Below are 18,226 nucleotides of genomic sequence, written 5' to 3'. Positions count from 1 at the left end.
TATCTCCGTACCTTCCGATGTTGTTTTTCCGGATTCCATGTGAAACCCGTCGTGGACGCTCATGGCATTCACGTGCCGTTCCTGCGCGGATCCTCCTCAGGCGCCGCGCATCTCGCGCAGGATGTCGGCGATGATGGCGAGGGCGTGGTCGGCCTGGGCGTCGGTAAGGACGAAAGGGGGAGAGAGAGACAGGACGCTGCCGTGGATGCCGCCGCCCAGCAGCAGCACGCCGCGCCGCAGCCCCTCCACCACCAGCCGGCCGGCCAGCTCCGGCGCCGGCTCGCGCGTCGCGCGGTCGCGCACCATCTCCATCCCGATCAGCAATCCCCGCCCGCGCACCTCGCCCACGTTGGGGTGATCCGCCGCGATGTCGATCAGCCGCGCCATCATCCGCGCGCCCAACGTGGCGGAGCGCTCCACCAGCCGCTCCTCGCGGAGGACCGACATCGACGCCAGCGCGGCCGCGGATCCCACCGGGTGGCCCAGGAAGGTGGAGGTGTGCAGCGCCTCGCCCGTCGACCGGGGCCAGTGGTCCATCACCGCGTCCGTGCCGATGCAGGCGGCGAAGGGAAAGCCGCCGGTGAGCCCCTTCCCCACCATAATCACGTCCGGCACCACCCCCCAGTGCTCGCACGCAAACCACCGCCCCGTGCGCCCGAAGCCGGTGTAGATCTCGTCCAGCATCAGCAGCAGCCCGCGCTCGTCGCAGATGCGGCGCAGGCCGGGGAGAAAACCGTCCGGCGGCACCACGTCGCCGCCACGCGCCTGGATCGGCTCCACCAGGACGGCGCCGATCGCCTCGGACGCGGAGCCGGGCGCGTCGAGCGTGTGCTCGATGAGCCGCAGCGTCATCGCGCACACCTCCGCCGGGTCGCTTCCAAAAGGCGAGCGGTAGGGATACGGATAGGGGATGAAGACGGCGCTGGACCCCAGCTGCGCGGCGAAGGGGGCGCGGAAGTCCTCGCGGCCGCTGACGGAGAGCGCCTGGTAGGTAAGGCCGTGGTAGCCGCCGTGGAACGCCAGCACGCGCGGCTTTCCGGTGGCGATCATCGCCGTCTTGAGCGCGGCCTCCACCGCCTCGGCGCCGGAGCTGGCGAGCACGCTCTTCGTCAATCCGCCGGGCGCGACTTGGGCCAGGGCGCGGAGGAGATCGACCTTGACGGCGGGGGGATGCACGTCGCCCATGCCGTGCAGCAGCCGCGCGGACTGGCGCTGGATGGCCTCCACGATGCGCGGGTGCGCGTGCCCCGGACCGGCGACGGCAAAGGCGGCGGTCAGGTCCACGAACACGTTGCCGTCCACGTCACGCACGTTGGCGCCGCGCGCCTCGTCCCAGAACACCGGAAAGTCGTCCGCCAGGTAGGTGACGTTGGGCGACTCCCAGCGCGCCAGCTCCGCGGCAAGCGCGCGCGAGCGCGGCCCCGGCGGGGGAACGGCGATGGACGGGAGGGCGGTTCCGAAGGACGACGACACGGTGCGTGAGTGCGTGCGAGAGTGCGGAAGTGCGTGAGTGCGAAAGTGCGAAAGTGCGAAAGTGCGAAAGGAGTTTGTGGGGGAGGGTGGATCGCGGCAAGGGGAAAGGAAGAGCCGCCCCCGCGAGGGTCGCGGGGGCGGCTCGGGACGGCTGCGCGGCGTCGGGTCAGCGCGTGCCGTGGAAGACGGCTCCGGCCGCGCCCAGCGCCCACACGTCCGTGGAGGAGAAGCCCCAGAGCGCGCCGATGGACGAGGCGAAGGGGCCCACGCTCTCCCATCGGTCGCCGTCCAGGTGCAGGATGGGCCCGCCGGATCCCGCGGCGTACACCGTGCCTTCCGCACCCCAGAAGTTGCTCACCCTCCGCTCGTTGCCGCGGACGGGCGCAAAGCTGTTGCGCGTCCAGGTTTTGCCGCTGTCCGCCGACATCAGGATCAGGCCGGTCGACGGGCCGAAGAAGGCGTCACCCTCCGCCCCGCCGGCGTACACGATGCCGTTCCCCGCGCCCCACACCGCGCTCAGCTCCGAAGGAACGGTCTCGGATTCCCTGTGCCAGTCCGTTCCGTCGAACCGAAGCCGCAGGCCGTGCGCGATGCCGGTGGAGCGGTGAAAGTCGCTGCCCACGGCGTACGCCTCCGAAGGACCCGCGGTCCACACGTCGAACAGCTGCAGCGTGTAGTCGAACAGGTAGATGCGGCGCTCGGTCCAGCTCTGCCCCCCGTCCGTGGAGCGCATCAGCAGCGCCTCGACGTCGGTGAGCGGCTCCCGGTGGCTGCCGACGATCCACATGTTCCCCGCGCCGTCGCCGTGCACCGAGTGGAAGCGGCGGTCGGCTTCGGCGGCGCTCACGGTTTCCGTCCACGACGTGCCGTCATAGCGCAGCATCACGCCCTCGTTGTAGCCCCCCGTCCACCGGAATCCCACGGCGAACACCTGGCCAGGACCGCTCCCCCACACCTTTCGGAGCTCCAGGTCTTCTTCCCGCGGACGGATGGTGGACCATGACCCGTTGGTGCGGCGCAGCAGCGCGGTGCCCCAGCGGTTGGTGTCGTAGTCGTAGCTGCGGGCGACCACGTACAGGTCGTCGGGCGCGGGGCCCCACGCGGCGATGTACTCCAGGTTGGGGTCGCCCGGGACGGGGACCGGCACCCACGGACCGTCCGTGCGCCGCACCATGGACTCGCCTTCGCCGGCCGCGAACATCCCGGCGGCCGCGCTCCCCCAGACCGCGTACAGGTCCGAGGTGGAGCCTTCGGGAGTCACCTCGGTCCACGCCGCGCCGTCAAAGTGCAGGATGCGGCCACTGAACCCGACGGCCGTCACGTCCGTGGCGCCCGTGCCCCACACGCCGTACACGGCGGTGGGACCGTCGTGCGTCTCCCGCGTCCACGTTTCGCCGCCGTCCGACGAGCGCATCATGAAGGCGTCGTGCGTGGGGCCCGCCGGGTCGTGCGCCTGGCCCACGGCGAACACGTGGCTGCCGGTCGCCCACACGCCGTACAGGCTGCGGTTGGCGGTCTCCGACACCACCTGCTCCGCCCACGTCTCGCCGCCGTCGACGGAGCGCAGGATCACCCCGTCGGTGTACCCGCTGGCCGTCTGCAGCCCGGTGGCGATCAGCACGCCGCCGGCGGCGCCGGTGATCCCCTGCAGCTGGCGGTTCCCCGCGGCGGGGGCGCTGAACGTCTCGTTCCACGAGGCGCCGCCGTCGACGGACCGCAGGATGAGGCCCTGCGTCCCCTGGTAGCCGGCGACCCAGAGCGTATCGCTGCGGCCCCACACGCCGCGCAGGGCACGGCCGGCGACCGGGCCCGCCAGGCGGCTCCAGCGGTTGCCGTCGTAGCGCATCACCGTCCCCGAGTCGCCCACGGCGTACACCCGGCTGCGCGACGCGCCCCAGATGCCGCGGAGCCCCGCGGTGGTGCCGCTGGGCATGGGCGTCCACCGCGCGCCGTCATGGTGCAGGATCTTGCCCTGCAGCCCCACCGCGAACACGTCCGTGGCCGACGTTCCCCACATGGACCACAGGTACGCGGCGGGCGGCGTGTAGGCGATGCCCTCCTCCTGCGTCCACCGCAGCACGCCCTGCTCGGCCGGCAGCTCCGTGTCCACGTACACGCCAAAGCTGAACACCTCGACGGTGCTGGGCACGTTGAAGCGCCAGGGCTTCGGCTGCGACGCGCCCAGCGCCTCCAGGATCTCCGGGTACTCGAAGTACGGCTGGTTAAGCCCCGTAAAGCCGCCGTGGCCGTCCGCGTTGGCGACGGTGACCTCGCCCGTGCCGGTGGTGGCGGTGGGCAGGCGGTCGAAGAACACCCGCACGCCGGTGGCAGTGGTGCCGTCCGGCGTCCCCATCCGCTGTCCCAGCAGGTTCTGCACGGTGACGTTCACCGTAAAGATCTGCGCCTCGACGTCGTAGGCCAGGCCCGACGAGGCCAGGCGCACGTACTTGTTCTGGCCGCCCAGGATCACGTTCCGCAGCCCGCCGCCCCCGGCGACCGCCTCGCACGTGGCCTGCGCGGTGCTCACCTGCACGGTGCACGCGATGCCGGCGCGCACCGTCTGCCCCGGTCCGGGGGCGGGGGTGGCCGCGGTCGGCGAGCGGTCGGTACAGGCGGCGGAAAGCAGCAGCGCGGCAAACGCGGCCGCGCGCGCGGGGATGGACTTCAGCATGGTGTGTGGAACGGATTGAGGTGGTGATGCACCGGAGGCGTCGCCGTCTGGAGATGCGTAATGTAATGGAAAATCTGTTTCCGGGTCAAATCCGGACGGGGCGCGCGGGCCGCGGCACCCGATCTCAGATCATGGAAAGACTTGTCTCACACGGGGTCAACGGGGTCAACGGTAAAGATCAAACCCGTTGACCCCGTTGACCCCGTGTGAGATTTCCTCTTCTGCAGGTTCAGCTGGTGTGTACCCGGATTCGCCACGCGTGCACAACCAACCGCGAGAAACGGAATGATCAGCGAAAGCGGGCGCCGCGCGGAATGCGCGGCGCCCGTTCGTCATCAACCGCCTCCCACACCAATCGCGTCCTGGAGGCGGCGCTCCTCCACACTGGAGCCGGGGGAGGGTTCTACCGATCGCGCATCAGGTGGATCGATCGACTCCGTCGGGCGCGCCACCGAGACTATCCGCCGATCCGCATCTCTCTCAAAAAAACGCGGATGGCTCCCTGCCGCATTCCACCTCCGCGCCGTTCCCGACAGCCCGCGGCAGCCAGGCTCTGGACGTAAGCGCCAGAGGCACGGGAAAACTCCGTTGACCCCCCTCTAGATCTTCAGGCGGCTGCGCCGGCGCCCTGGGAACCGGGTTGGGCGGGGCGGCGAAGCTTCTGCGCCAGGTCGGCGATCAGCAGCTGGGTAAAGGCCAGCGGCACCAGGCGGCCGGCGTCGCCCTCATCCCCCTGGTACATGCCGTAGCTGGCGGAGGCGTAGGTGTCGGGGAAGCGCTCCTGCCCCCAATCGTCCACCACCGTTTGCGGCAAGGTGCTGTCGATGCGGACGATCACCTCGCCGCCCTCCGCGTCTTCCACGCTGCCGTGCTCGCCCAGCCGCGCGGCGATGCCGTTGCTGCGCACGGCGTCGGCGGCGGCGCGGCGCAGGGTAAGGGTGGTGCGCACCTCGGTATCGGGCGCGTCCCACTCCGGCACCTCGTAGCGGACGACCAGATCGGCGCGGTCGGCCTGCGGCAGCACGTAGATCTTGGAATCGACCAGGTGCCGCGCGATGCTCTTGAGCACCTCGGCCTCGCTGTAGCCGCGCGACTTGGTGTCGCGCCGCAGCTTCCAGCGAAACAGCAGCTCGGGCTCGGGATACAGGAACGCGGCCAGGTCGTACGCGGCGCGCAGCTCTTCGGTGGGAAAGCCCAGCAGGCCGCGGACGATGACCACCTCTTCCGGATCCAGCACGCGCAGCGGACCAAAGGTGCCGTCGGTGTGATCGTAGCTGCGGTTGCGCACCTTGCGGCCGGCGCGCAGCAGGTTCAGGTGCTCCTGCACCAGCGACAGGTTGTGCACCATGGGGTTCAGCGCGGTAAGCCCCAGCTCCTGCCGCTCGGCGCGGGAGTAGCGGTGGTAGTCGTCCAGCTCCAGCGTAGTCACCCGCGCGGGGCCGATCAACTCGCGCACGCCGCGCGCGACGGTGCTCTTGCCGCTCCCGGAGTCGCCAATGATCCCCAGCACAAAGGGAAGGTGGCGCGGCGCGTCTTCCTGCTCGTCAGACATGCAGGCGGTTCCCGGACATGAAGGGTCCTCCGGATGATCGAGGGTGAGCGTACATCATAGCGGGGCGGGGTTCGGCGCGCGAGTGCGGAGAGACGTGCGAAAGTGCGAGAGTGCGGAAGTGCGAAAGTGAACGGCCGGTTGGGGCCGGTCAGTGTGCTTCCGGTGTCGCCATCCAACCGATTGGATGCTCGGCGAGGGCGAATGGATGCGTCGGGGTTGTGGATGGGCACGCGAGGCGGCATCGTCCCGTGGCCATGGATCATCCGCCGCCATCGCCCCCAACCGTTGAAGCCGAGAGCTGGAACCGCCCCAAGCCCGGTCCCCGGCTCGTCCCTCGCCGAATAGGGCTTCACCCGCGTAAGATCATCCCCGCCACTCTCGCACTCTCGCACTCTCGCACTTCTTTCCAGACACACACGTCACGCCCGACCCTATGTCATCCTACTGCGACGCCGCGCCCGGGCACCCGTACCACGGCCCGTATCACGACCACGAGTACGGCTTTCCCCTGCGCGGCGACGACGAGCTGCTGGAGCGGCTGGCGCTGGAGATCAACCAGGCCGGGCTGTCGTGGCTCACCATCCTGAAGAAGAAGGAAGCCTTTTACCGCGCGTTCGACGGCTTTGACGTGGACCGCGTGGCGGCGTACGGCGATACGGAGCGGGCGCGGCTGCTGGGGGACGCCGGCATTGTCCGCAACCGGCTCAAGGTAGACGCGGTGATCGAGAACGCGCGCCGTATCCAGCAGCTGCGCGCGGAGTACGGGTCGTTCGCCGGGTGGCTGGACGCGCACCATCCGCTCACCAAACCGGAGTGGATCAAGCTCTTCAAAAAGACCTTCCGCTTTACCGGCGGCGAGATCGTGGGCGAGTTCCTGATGTCGCTGGGCTACCTTCCCGGCGCGCACAAAACCGACTGCCCCGTCTACCCCCGCATCCTTGCGCTGGACCCGCCGTGGGCGCGGGCCGAGGCGGTCGCCCGGCCGGCATAGGATTGCCGCTCATCCGCACTTCGCCAAAACGACGAGCCCCGTCCGGCGCACTGCACGCCGGACGGGGCTTCGGCTGCCTGGATCAGCAGGGGGACGGCACGATCCAGAAGATCAATTGTGCTTGATGATCACCCTGACCATGAACAGGCCGATGTTGTCGGTAAAGAACTTCAGCGGCATGCGGTCGTCCTGGTCGTCCAGCACGTCGTTCACGGTGAACCACAGCGTACCCGCCGGCCCCTTCCAGTTTACCGTTTCCGACGAGCCGATGGCGAACGCGGACGAAAAGCCGTTGTAGCGCATGGGTGGCCGGTCCGCGCCATGCACCGCGGCGATCAGCACGCCGTACGGCTCGCCCGGCAGGATCTTGGACTGCACGCGCGCAAAGTATCGGCTGTCGAGAAGCCCGTCGGGTCCGGTGTCGCCGTCGGGGGTAAGCCAGCTGCGCGGAAGGCTCCGTTCGAGCGCATCCCGGTCGGCGGCGGTGTAGTGCCGTTCGGGAAGCCAGATGGAGTCGGGGATGGCACCAAAGTCGCCCCGCGCACGCTCCGCCGAGAGCCGCAGCTCGATCTGGCGGCGGAGGAGAATGTGGTCGTTCAGGGTGTTGTAGGTGATGTTCACCTGTCCCTGGGCCTGGAACTCCACCTCGTCGCCGGGCCGGAGCGGAATGTCGCTGTTCATCCACCCGTGTGGCTGAACGATCAGAAAGTATTCGCGCCCCTGCCGGGTTACCTGCTCCAGGATGATCTTGGGCGAGCTGGAGATCTCCATCGACGTCGCCGTAAGGCCCGACGATTTCCAGGTCCACAGCAGCAGCCGTATCGACGCGCCGGCGGTGAAGATGATCAGGAAGCAGAGCACCACGAACCCGGTGAGCTTCTTCCAGTCCGTCACGACTTCGTACAGCACGTCGGCCATCGACAGCGGCCGGCCGTGCGGGCGGCTGAGCGGCGGATTGGCGGCGGCAGAAGGCTCGCGGGTGGTACCCGTCTCGGTATCCGGCATCGGAGTGGGTGCAGGGGAGCTTGAAGGAAGGGCGGGGGGGGAGGCCTACACGATGTACTAACGGACCCTCCGGGTCAACGCCTCAGTCCCGCGCGCCACCACCACCACAGGCTAAAGCCTGTGGCTGGAAATGCCACAAGCCCCGTCTCGGCGCGCTGACGCGTCGCCGAACGGGGCTTCACCTGCTCGTGAGGGCCAGGCCCGGCGCGTTGAGCCGGCTCCGGGAAATCGACGAGGTCCTTCGATCGGTCAGAGATCCAGCCGTCATCCGGATCCGCGCGGCGCCTCCCTCAGCCTCAGCACAGTGAACGCCGCCGGGAAGCCGCGGCTACAGTCCGCGAAGGCGGACTTCGTGACTTTCCAGCCGCGGTTTCAACCACCGAACGCGGAACCCGACGCCGCGCCGGGTGCTCCGCCGCACGATCCCTCACACCCTCACACCCTCACACCCTCACACCCTCACACCCTACTTCGTCTCCAGCCAGTTGTCCCCGATCCCGCCTTCCACCTTCAGCGGCACTTCCAGCTGCGCCGCGCCCTCCATCCGCTCGCGGACGAACTCCTGCACCGCCGGCTCGCTCCCCGCGGGCGTTTCGAACAGGAGTTCGTCGTGCACCTGCAGCAGCATCTTCGCGGGGACCACGCCGGCATGCAGGTCGTCCTGGATGCGGATCATGGCGATCTTGATGAGGTCCGCCGCGGTGCCCTGGATGGGCGCGTTGGTGGCCGCGCGCTCGCCGAACGCGCGGATGTTCCAGTTGCGCGACTTGAGCTCCGGCAGGTAGCGCCGCCGGCCGGTGAGCGTTTCCACGTAGCCGCGCGTCTTGGCCAGCTCCACCTGCTCGTCCAGGTAGCGCCGCACGCCCGGAAAGCGGCGGAAGTACTCCTCGATGAACTCCTTTGCCTCCGCGTTGCTGATCCCCAGCTGGTTGCCCAGCGAGAACGGGCCCTGTCCGTAGATGATGCCGAAGTTCACCGTCTTTGCCCGGTCGCGCATCTCCTTGGTGACGGAGTCCAGCGGTACGCTGAAGACGATGCTGGCCGTCTGCCGGTGGATGTCGAGCCCCGCCCGGAACGCCTCGACGAACGCCTCGTCGCGCGAGTAGTGGGCCAGAATGCGCAACTCGATCTGCGAGTAGTCGGCGCTGACGAAGCGGTGCCCCTCGGCGGGGATGAAGCCGCGGCGGATCTCTGCCCCCATCTCGGTGCGGATAGGGATGTTCTGCAGGTTGGGATCGGACGAGGAGAGGCGCCCCGTGGCCGCGATGGTCTGGCTGAACGAGGTGTGGATGCGCCCCGTTTCGGGGTTCACCGCGTGCGGCAGCGTGTCGACGTAGGTGCCGCGCAGCTTGTCGATCTGCCGGTACTGCATCAGCAGCGTGGGGAGCGAATGGCCGCGCGCCGCCAGCGCCTGCAGCACGTCCACGTCGGTCGACGCACCCGTCTTGGTCTTTTTGATGACGGGCAGCCCCAGCTTGCCGAACAGGATCTCGCGCAGCTGCGGCGTGGAGCCGATGTTGAACTCCTCCCCCGCCTCCACGTAGATCTGCCCCTCGAGCGACTTTTGCGCGGTGCGCAGCTCCTCGCCCATGCGGCGAAAGAACGGCTCATCGATGCGGATGCCGTTCCACTCCATCTCCGCCAGCACGTGGACCAGCGGCATCTCGATGTCGCGGAACAGCGACTCCAGGTGCAGGCTCTCCATCTCCGGGCCGAACTTTTCCGCCAGCCGCAGCGCGATGTCGGCATCCTCGGCCGCGTAGGTGCAGGCGGACTCCAGCGCCACCTCGGCAAAGGGGATCTCGGCCTTTCCCTTCCCCGCCACCTCGCCGTAGGTGATGGTCTCGTGGTCCAGGTGCTGAAGGGCGAGCGAGTCCAGCCCGTGCTCGCGCCGTCCGGGGTCCAGCACGTAGCTGGCGATCATCGTGTCGAAGTCGATGCCCCGCAGCGCGATCCCCTCGCGCCGGAAGACGAGGAAATCGTACTTCAGGTTCTGGCCCACCTTCTTTACGGACTCGTCCTCCAGCAGCTCGATCAGCGGCCGCATGGCCTCGCCGTGCAGGTCCGGCAGGTTGGCCACCACCTCGCACCCGGGCCCGTCCTTCGTCACCGGCGGCATCAGTTCGCCCAGCATGTCGCCCTGGTCGGGGCCGCGGGTGCGGTGGCGGAAGGGAAGGTAGTACGCCTGTCCCACCTCCACGCCCAGCGATATGCCGCACAGCGTGGCGCGCATGGGATCCGTGTTGTCCGTCTCCGTATCCACCGCAAACCGCCCCGCCGCACGCGCCCGTGCAACCAGGTCGAGCACTTCCTGCGTCGTGGAGAGGAGCGTGTACGTGGCCTCCAGCCGGTTCTTGGGCCGCGCTTCCGCCTCCGCGCTCCCCGCCGGCGCCACGCCGGTAAAGTCACGGATGAGCGAGTGGAACTCCAGGTCAAAGAACAGGTCCTTGAGCCGCGCGCGGTCCGGCTCGCGGCAGCGCAGCGCCTCCAGGTCCAGTTCCACCGGCAGGTCTTCGCGGATGGTGACCAGCCGCTTGGACAGCAGCGCGTTGTCGGCAAACGCCTCCAGCGCCTCGCGGGCGCGCTTGCTCTTGATCTCCGCCGTGCGTGCGAGGAGGTTTTCGATTGCGCCGTACTCCTCGATCAGCTGGATCGCCGTCTTGGGGCCGATCCCCTTTACACCGGGCACGTTGTCGCTGGCGTCGCCGATCAGCCCCAGGTAGTCCACCACGTGCTTCGGCGGCACGCCCAGGCGCTCGTTGGCGTTCCGCTCGTCCACCCATTCTTCCTCGACGGCCGTGGGGCCGCCGCGGCCGGGGTTCAGCAGGGCCACGTGCGGGCGGATGAGCTGGTAGAAGTCCTTGTCGCCGCTGATGATGACCGTCTCCAGCCCCTGGTCCACCGCCTTGGCGGCCAGCGTGCCGATCACGTCGTCGGCCTCGTAGCCCTGCAGCTCCAGGACGGGGATGTTGAACGCTTCCACCAGCTCGCGGATGCGGGGGATGGAAAGCGCCAGCTCGTCGGGCATCTTTTCGCGCGTGGCCTTGTACTCGGGGTACATCTCCACGCGCTCGCTGTCGCCCGCGTCAAACACCATCCCCAGGTAGTCGGGGTTGTGCTTTTCGAAGACCTTGATGAGGAACCGGGCGACCCCCCACGCGGCCGACGTGTTCTCGCCCTTTCCCGAAACCAGCGGCCGCGAGATCAGCGCGAAAAAGGCGCGGTAGATGAGCGCGTAGCCGTCGATCAGGTACAGGCGGTCGCGGGTCTTTTCGGGCTTTTCTACGGGCATGCTGAACTGGCGGATGTACGTTCGTGGTGATGCGGAGCGGCGCGCGACCAATGTAGGGCACGGCGCCCGCCGCCGAAACGCCGCCGTCCTCCGCTATGCCCCTGGACGCTTCCCCGGCGCGGACATCACCTCCGCGGCCCCGGCGTTCTCCCCTTGGCCGGGCGCCCTCATCCCTCGCGTTTCAGGGACGTACAGCATCATGAACGTGATCTCGGGCGTCCACCACGCACCACACGGGCGATTTGATCCCGCGCACCCCGTCGCACATCCCCGATCCGGTGATGGAGGTCGAGAGAACCGCGGCAACTCGACTTCGCGCCACGGTTCGGGGGCCAGGTGTCTTCGTACCATTTCTCGCAGTTCGTTGTGCAATCAGAGGAACGACGGAAAAGCATCACGCGGAGGCGCGGAGGAACTGATGAGGCGCGGAGGCGTTTTGGGCGTTCCCTCCGCGCCTTTTCTGTTTTCTCCGCGCCTCCGCGTGAAAATCGTTCCCCTCACTGCACATCGAATCCGGGAGATGGTATCACACCACCCGGCGGCCTGGTCGCATCCCCCGGATGGCGGAGGTGCAGACGTGATCCGGGATCAGAAAAAGGCCTCGCGCGGAGATGCGCGAGGCCTTTTTCGAGCGGGTTTCGCCGGTGCCGTCAGGGCGCGGCGAGCGGCGTGCGGAAGAACACGATGCGGCTTTGCAGCCGGTAGGCCAGTCCGTCCGCCGCCCAGCGCACCAGCCGCAGCCGGGAGACGGAGGGATGCTCCGTGCCCCCGTCGGACACCGCGAACGAGCCCAGGGACTGGAAGGTGTTCATGTCGTACGCGGTGAACCTTCCCTCGTGCACGTAGAACGCGCGCCCCAGCTCGGGGTCGGCGCGGAAGATGAACCCCGCCTGCGACGACTGGCCCTCGAAGGCGCCCACCCGCTCGTGCCGGTCAGCGTCGATGACGGCGCCGTTGCTTCCGTAGACGCGGCCGCTGGCGAACCGGATGCGCATGTCGGTATACGAGAGCAGGGGCGTCATCCGCACCTCCCGGACGCCCGCGGCGTCGACCCGGTACGTGTAGAACCGGTGGTCGGAGCTTGCCGCGTCGGCGCCGTACAGCACCGTGGGATCCTCACCCCACGCGATGGTGTTGCTGCCGAAGAAGTCGGGGCCCACCAGGGCGCGGCGGACCCCATCGTCGTAGATGGCGATGCCGCGGTAGCCGGGGCTGGCGCCCGGACGCTCCAGCAGCACCGCGACCGTCCCCGGCCGGCCGGGCATCGGGTGGATCTCGGCGGCGTTATCCTCCCCCAGCGAGAACGATGCGCCCGGGGTGAGCGAGGGGAGCGCCACGCGGCGGATCTCGCGGGTCCCGTTGAGCTCCACCCACAGCGCGCTGCCGTCTTCCGACACCGCCAGCGACGCGGGCTCGTCAAAGAGCATCACCGAATCCACCACCGTCCCCGTTTCCGGGTCGATGGCCAGAATGCGGCTGTTGCGCGTACCCTCCGGGCCCAGCGACGCGTACAGCCGCCTGGAATGCGGGTCGTACACCATGTCCACCGCGGACACCTCGAGGGTGTGCATGCTGGTGCGGACAGCGGCGGGGACGGGCCGGATCTGCAGGTGCGCCGGGCTGCTGGTCCCCGCGCCCGGCGTGTGGACGTCGATGGTCGCCGTTCCCGGCGCGGCCACGTCGGCGTCGGAGACGGTGATCTCCAGGCGCTGGTAGCCCAGGTAGCGGGTTGGGCGCTCCTCGCCGTTCCACCGCACCACCGAGCCGCGCACGAAGCCCGTCCCGTGCACCCGCAGCGGGAAGCCGCCCCGCCCCGCGGCCGCGCCGGATGCCGGCAGCATGGCGAGCACCGGGAACGGCGCCCGCAGGGTGAGCGGCAGAATGGCGGAGGTGCCGCCGCCCGGCGCCGGGTTGACCACGGTGAGGTTGAAGGTCCCGGCGCCGGAAAGGTCGTCGGCGCTCAGCGTGGCGGCCACCTCGGTGGCGCTCACCAGCCGGGTGGGGCGCGGGCCGCCGGAGACGTGGATGACCGATGAGGCGACAAAGCCCGTCCCCGTCACCCGCACCACCAGGCTGTCCTGCCCCGCGTCCGTCAGTGAGGGCGTGACCGCGCTCGCCACGGGTGCCGGGTTCGTCACCAGCAGCGTGGCCGCGGCCGAGACGCCCCCGCCCGGCTCCCCGTTGATCACGACCACCTGGACCTCGCCACCCGCCGGCACCGCGGCCGGCGGGATCGTCAGCCGCAGCTCCGTCGAAGAAACGTAGGTGGGAGTTGCCGCCGTCCCGGTGCCGAGCCCCACCAGCGAGGTGTGGGTGAAGCCGGTGCCCCGGATGGTGATCTCGCCCCCCGTCCCCGCCACCAGCGAGGCCGGCGTGATGCCGGTCACCACGGGCACCGGGTTGGTGCCCACGCCGATCAGCATCCCGTAGCCGGAGCTCACCCCGCCGCCGGGGGCGGGGTTGAAGACGGAGATCTGCACCGTCCCCGGCTCCTCGATGTCCGCGGCCGCGATGCTGGCGGAGAGCTCCGTGGCGCTGACGTAGGTGGTGGGGCGGTCCACGCCGTCCCAGCGCACCACCGAGCCCTGGACGAAGTCCACCCCGCGCACCGTCAGCGTGAACGCGGGTCCGCGCGAGAGCACGCCGGCCGGGGCCACCGCGGTCACCCGCGGCGTGGGGTTCGGCCGGTTGCCAGTCGGTCCGTCGCCGCAGGCGGCGGCGATCAGCAGAACGGCGGCGGCCGCGCGCCGCAGCAGGGGGCGTGCCGGATGTCGAGAGGGCATAAGGGAGTAAATAAAGGAGGGAAGAAGAAGAATCGGTGGATCTGCGCGACACGGATGCGCCGCATTATGAGGATAACGGGCGCGTTCGGCTTGCACAATCGTGAGTGCCCTCCGTATCCATGCTAAGCCTTTCGCACCTCGGCGGCGTATGTCAGATTGTCATCCGATCCCACGACCATCGGCGCGGGCTCCGCGGGGCGGAGCGCGACGGCCATCCCCCATGTAGAGCAGGACATGCAACCGACCCGCATCGCACGCACGGGCGCGCTCCTGACGGCCTTCGCGCTGGCCGGCGGGGACGCGGCGCAGGCGCAGACCGGCTACCTGCGCCCGCCCGACCCCATTCCCGCCATCGTTACCGCCGAGCCCACCCCCACCGTGATGGTGGGGCGCGACCGGCAGACGCTGGCCATCGTGACGCGCGAGGCGCTCCCCTCCATCGAGCAGATGGCGGAGCCGGAGCTGAGGCTGGCGGGGTACCGCGTCAGCCCGCGCACCAACGGCATCTCCGGCACGCGCGCCGCCTACGGCAGCGGCCTGGCCTTCCAGGACCTGGAAAGCGGCCGCCAGCGGGTCGTGCAGCTGCCGGCCGGCGCGCGCATCGCCTACGCCGGGTGGTCGACGGACGGGCGGCGGCTGGCGTTCGTCAACGCCCTCCCCAACGGGCTGGAGCTGTGGGTGGCCGAGGTCGCCACCGGCCAGGCGCGCCGGGTGATGGGCCCGGAGCTGAACGGGACCCTGACCACGCCGTACCGCTGGCTGCCCGACAACTCCGGCTTCGTCGTGGCGCGCGTGGTCCCCGGACGGGGGCCGGCGCCGCGTCCGTCCGAGGTGCCGTCCGCGCCCATCATCCAGGAGAGCCTGGGCCGCACGGCGCCCGCGCGCACCTACCAGGACCTGCTTCAGAGCGCCGGCGACGAGGCGCTGTTCGAGCACTACTTTACCGCACAGCTTTCGCGCGTGCCGCTGGACGGCGAGCGCCCCACGGACGTGGGCGAGCCGGGGATCTTCTTCGGCTTCGCCCCCTCGCCCGACGGGCGGTTCCTGCTGGTGACGCGGGTCAAGCGCCCGTACAGCTACGTGGTTCCCGCGTACAACTTTCCGCAGGAGGTCAGCGTCGTCGACGCGCGCACCGGCGCCCGCGTAAAGCTGGTGGCCGACGTGCCGCTGTCCGACAACCTGCCCCCGTCGTTCGACGCCGTTCCCGAGGGCCCGCGCGAGGTACAGTGGCGCAGCGACGCGCCCGCCACGCTGGCCTGGGTAGAGGCGCTGGACGGCGGCGACCCCCGCCGCGAGGCCGCCCTGCGTGACCGGGTGGTGATGCTGGCGGCGCCGTTCACGGCCCAGCCCACGCGCCTCATCGACGTGGAGCACCGCGTGTCGTACGTGGGGTGGGGGAGCGGCGACATGGCCATCGTGCAGGCGCAGTGGTTCAACACGCGGTGGCAAAAGCGCTTTGCCGTAAGCCCCGACAACCCCTCGGCCGCGCCGCGCCTGATGAGCGACCGCAGCTACCAGGACCGCTACAGCGATCCCGGCATACCGCTCACCACCACCACCCCCTCGGGGCACGAGGTGCTGCGGTTCACGGGTGACGGCCGCGGGATCTTCCTTACCGCGCTGGGCGCGTCGGAGCGGGGCAACTACCCCTTCCTGGACGTGATGGACATCGCCTCGGGAGCGAAGCGGCGGCTGTGGCGCACCGAGGACCCGTACTACGAGACGGTGCTCGCCGTGCTGGACGCCGACGGCGGCCGCATCCTCACCCGGCGCGAATCCATTACCGAAGCGCCCAACGTGTACGTGCGCACGCTGCGGGGGAACCGGGCCCGCGCGGTGACGAACTTTCCGGATCCCGCGCCGCAGCTGGCCAACGTGCAGCGGCAGATGATCACCTACACCCGCGCGGACGGCGTGCGCCTGAACGGCACGCTGTACCTGCCCCCCGGCTACGACGCGCGGCGCGACGGCCCGCTCCCGCTGGTGATGTGGGCGTATCCCACCGAGTTCCGCGACGCCAGCGCGGCGGGGCAGATCACGGATTCGCCCAACCGCTTTTCGCGGCCGGGCGGCACCTCGCACCTGTTCCTGCTGCTGGCCGGCTACGCGGTGCTCGACAACCCCACGATGCCGATCGTGGGCGAAGGCGAGGCCGAGCCCAACGACACCTACGTGGAGCAGCTGGTGGCCAGCGCGCAGGCGGCGGTGGACAAGGTGGTGGAGATGGGTGTAGCGGACCGCGACCGCATCGCCGTGGGCGGCCACAGCTACGGCGCGTTCATGACGGCCAACCTGCTGGCGCACAGCGACCTGTTCCGCGCCGGGGTGGCGCGCAGCGGCGCGTACAATCGCACGCTCACCCCGTTCGGCTTCCAGGCGGAGCAGCGCACGTACTGGGAGGCGACGGACACGTACACGCGGATGAGCCCGTTCACCTTCGCCAACCGGGTAAACGAGCCCATCCTGCTCATCCACGGCGCCAACGACGACAACAGCGGCACCTTTCCCGTGCAGAGCGAGCGCTTTTACGCCGCGCTCAAGGGCCACGGCGCCACGGTGCGCTACGTGGTGCTGCCGCTGGAGGCGCACGGCTACCGCGCCCGCGAGTCCGTGCTGCACACGCTGGCCGAGACCATCAACTGGCTCGACACGCACGTGAAGAACGCCCCGCCGCGCACCCCGCCCGCCGCCACGCCTGCCACGCGGTAAGGCAAAGTCCGCAAAAGAGGATTGGGGTACAGAGGAACAGAGAAAGCCAGAGGAACAGAGAGCGGCATCACTCTGTTCCTCTGGCTTTGTCTGTTCCTCTGTACCCTACATCGTGTCTCTTTTCTCAGATCCCGCTGGGATACGTCTCGGGCGGCTCGGCGTTTTCCCACTGCGGTGTGCGCTCCAGCGGGTGCAGGGCGCGCGTGTGGTCGTAGTGGATCACGGCGTCGAACTGGCCGGAGAGCCGCGCGTGGAAATAGTGGCTCCACCGCTCCGTCTCCGGCTTGTAGATCACGCCGATGGCACGCTCCAGCCGCTCGGGCCGCAGCGCCTGCCCCACCGCGCCTCCGCCGCGGATCGGCAGGTAGAAGTCGGGGACGCCCACCTCGTGCAGCAGCGCCTCGTAGCTGCCGTCCATCCCCGGCCGCACGCGCTTGCGCTCCGCCGGCGCGTCCCACTCCGACGCGGCGGTGACGGTCCCCGTGTACGTGCTGAAGCCGATGAGCCGCGCGGCGTCGCCGTGCCGCTCGCGCACCAGCTGGCCCACGTTCCACTCGCCCTCCTCGCCCATCTGCGTGGCGCTGGCGTCGCCCAGGTGGGAGTTGTGCGCCCAGACCACCACCCGGGGTGAATCGACCTTCTGGTCAAAGTGGCGAAGCAGCGCGTCCAGCGTATCCGCCATGTGGCAGTCGCGCAGGTTCCACGAGCTTACGCGCGCGGCGAACATGCTGCGGTAGTATTCCTCCGCGTTCTTTACCAGCCGTGCGTTCTGCTCGGCGTAGAAGTGCTCGTCCTCCGCCAGCCCGCCGTCCTGCGCCGCGACCCGCGCCGCCTGCTCGCGCAGCTCCCGCAGCTGGTGCACAGCCTCGTCGATGCACGCGTCGGTAATGCCCAGCTCGGCCGCGTAGCCGTACGCCTGCGGATCGTCGCCGCCCATGCGGTGAAAGCAGCCGTAGCGCTGCCGGGCGCGGCGTGCCGCTTCGGGATCCACGCCCTCCAGGTACTGGATGACGGCCTGGATGGAGCCGAACATGGAGTACAGGTCGATTCCGTAGAACCCGGCCCGGGGCGCGCCGTCCGGCAGCGCGTCGTTGTGCGCGCGCATCCACTCCACCAGCCGCACCACGTCCGTGTTGCGCCACATCCACTGCGGAAATCGCTTGAAGCCGCCCAGCGCCTCTTCGGGCGAGGCGTCGCTCCCCGCGCCGCGGACGTAGCGGTTCACGCGGTACGCGTCGGGCCAGTCCGCCTCCACCGCCACGGCCGTGAACCCTTTTTCCGTGATCAGCCGCCGCGTGATCTGCGCCCGTGCGCGGTAGAACTCGTGCGTGCCGTGCGACGCCTCGCCCAGCAGCACCAGCCGCGCATCGCCCACCAGCTCCATCAGCGCGTCCCAGTCACCCTGCTCGCCGCGCAGCGGAACCGCCGCCGCGCGAATCGTCTCCAGCGCCGCTCCGTCCTCCCGTGCCGCCATCGTCTTCCTCCATCGCGGATCCATCGCTCGCCTCCCACCCCTCTGACCGCGCACCCGACGTGCCATCCGCGTAACTGAAGTCCCGTAACATATTGGCCTCACACGGAGTTAACGGAGTCAACGGAGTTTGATCCTCGCGCAGAACAAACGCCGTTGACTCCTTTAACTCCGTGTGAGACATAAAGCCGGGGCTGGACGGATCCAGAAAAGCGGAGGGGCGGAGAGATGGTCTCTCTCCGCCCCACCGCGTCTCCGCGTGAGATCAACCGCCCCCCG

The 18,226-nt window shown here is 69.5% G+C and carries 9 protein-coding genes; 2 read left to right on the top strand and 7 right to left on the bottom strand.

What is annotated here, in order from left to right; translation table 11 throughout:
- Positions 1 to 96: 96 nt before the first annotated feature.
- The 3 genes from ACOJUJ_RS04695 to ACOJUJ_RS04685 all read right to left on the bottom strand — a co-directional run bounded on the left by ACOJUJ_RS04695 (position 97) and on the right by ACOJUJ_RS04685 (position 5,696).
- Positions 97 to 1,473 carry an aspartate aminotransferase family protein gene (locus ACOJUJ_RS04695; protein ID WP_420125693.1) on the bottom strand — a complete coding sequence of 459 codons (1,377 nt, stop codon included), beginning with the start codon at positions 1,471 to 1,473 and terminating at the stop codon, positions 97 to 99.
- Between the two features lie 166 nt (positions 1,474 to 1,639).
- Entirely contained in the window at positions 1,640 to 4,144 is a 2,505-nt protein-coding gene (locus ACOJUJ_RS04690) for a hypothetical protein (protein WP_420125692.1), read from the bottom strand.
- Between the two features lie 607 nt (positions 4,145 to 4,751).
- Positions 4,752 to 5,696: a hypothetical protein gene (locus ACOJUJ_RS04685; protein ID WP_420125691.1), complete on the bottom strand. Its 945-nt coding sequence runs from the start codon at positions 5,694 to 5,696 to the stop codon at positions 4,752 to 4,754.
- Between the two features lie 433 nt (positions 5,697 to 6,129).
- Here ACOJUJ_RS04685 and ACOJUJ_RS04680 point away from each other — a divergent pair, with 433 nt between their 5' ends.
- Positions 6,130 to 6,687 (top strand): DNA-3-methyladenine glycosylase I, encoded by a 558-nt coding sequence (locus ACOJUJ_RS04680; RefSeq protein ID WP_420125690.1) that lies wholly within the window; start codon positions 6,130 to 6,132, stop codon positions 6,685 to 6,687.
- Positions 6,688 to 6,798: 111 nt separating this feature from the next.
- On the opposite strand, the gene ACOJUJ_RS04675 is transcribed toward ACOJUJ_RS04680, so the two are convergent.
- From ACOJUJ_RS04675 to ACOJUJ_RS04665, 3 genes are all read right to left on the bottom strand, one after another.
- Positions 6,799 to 7,692 carry a hypothetical protein gene (locus tag ACOJUJ_RS04675; RefSeq protein ID WP_420125689.1) on the bottom strand — a complete coding sequence of 298 codons (894 nt, stop codon included), beginning with the start codon at positions 7,690 to 7,692 and terminating at the stop codon, positions 6,799 to 6,801.
- A 466-nt stretch (positions 7,693 to 8,158) separates the two neighbouring features.
- Positions 8,159 to 10,984 carry a DNA polymerase I gene (polA, locus tag ACOJUJ_RS04670; RefSeq protein WP_420125688.1) on the bottom strand — a complete coding sequence of 942 codons (2,826 nt, stop codon included), beginning with the start codon at positions 10,982 to 10,984 and terminating at the stop codon, positions 8,159 to 8,161.
- A gap of 650 nt (positions 10,985 to 11,634) precedes the next feature.
- Complete coding sequence (locus tag ACOJUJ_RS04665) at positions 11,635 to 13,767, bottom strand: IPT/TIG domain-containing protein (protein ID WP_420125687.1); 2,133 nt, start codon at positions 13,765 to 13,767, stop codon at positions 11,635 to 11,637.
- Positions 13,768 to 14,001: 234 nt separating this feature from the next.
- Between ACOJUJ_RS04665 and ACOJUJ_RS04660 the strand changes: the two genes are divergently transcribed.
- On the top strand, positions 14,002 to 16,476 hold the full coding sequence (locus ACOJUJ_RS04660) for a S9 family peptidase (protein WP_420125686.1): 2,475 nt from the start codon (positions 14,002 to 14,004) through the stop codon (positions 16,474 to 16,476).
- 124 nt (positions 16,477 to 16,600) lie between these two features.
- On the opposite strand, the gene ACOJUJ_RS04655 is transcribed toward ACOJUJ_RS04660, so the two are convergent.
- Positions 16,601 to 17,950, bottom strand: coding sequence for an erythromycin esterase family protein (locus ACOJUJ_RS04655; protein WP_420125685.1), 1,350 nt, complete (start codon positions 17,948 to 17,950; stop codon positions 16,601 to 16,603).
- Positions 17,951 to 18,226 lie beyond the last annotated feature (276 nt).

It is taken from the genome of Longimicrobium sp., assembly GCF_048594345.1.
Taxonomy (GTDB): Bacteria; Gemmatimonadota; Gemmatimonadetes; order Longimicrobiales; family Longimicrobiaceae; genus Longimicrobium.
This window is presented reverse-complemented; position numbering and strand designations above follow the sequence as displayed.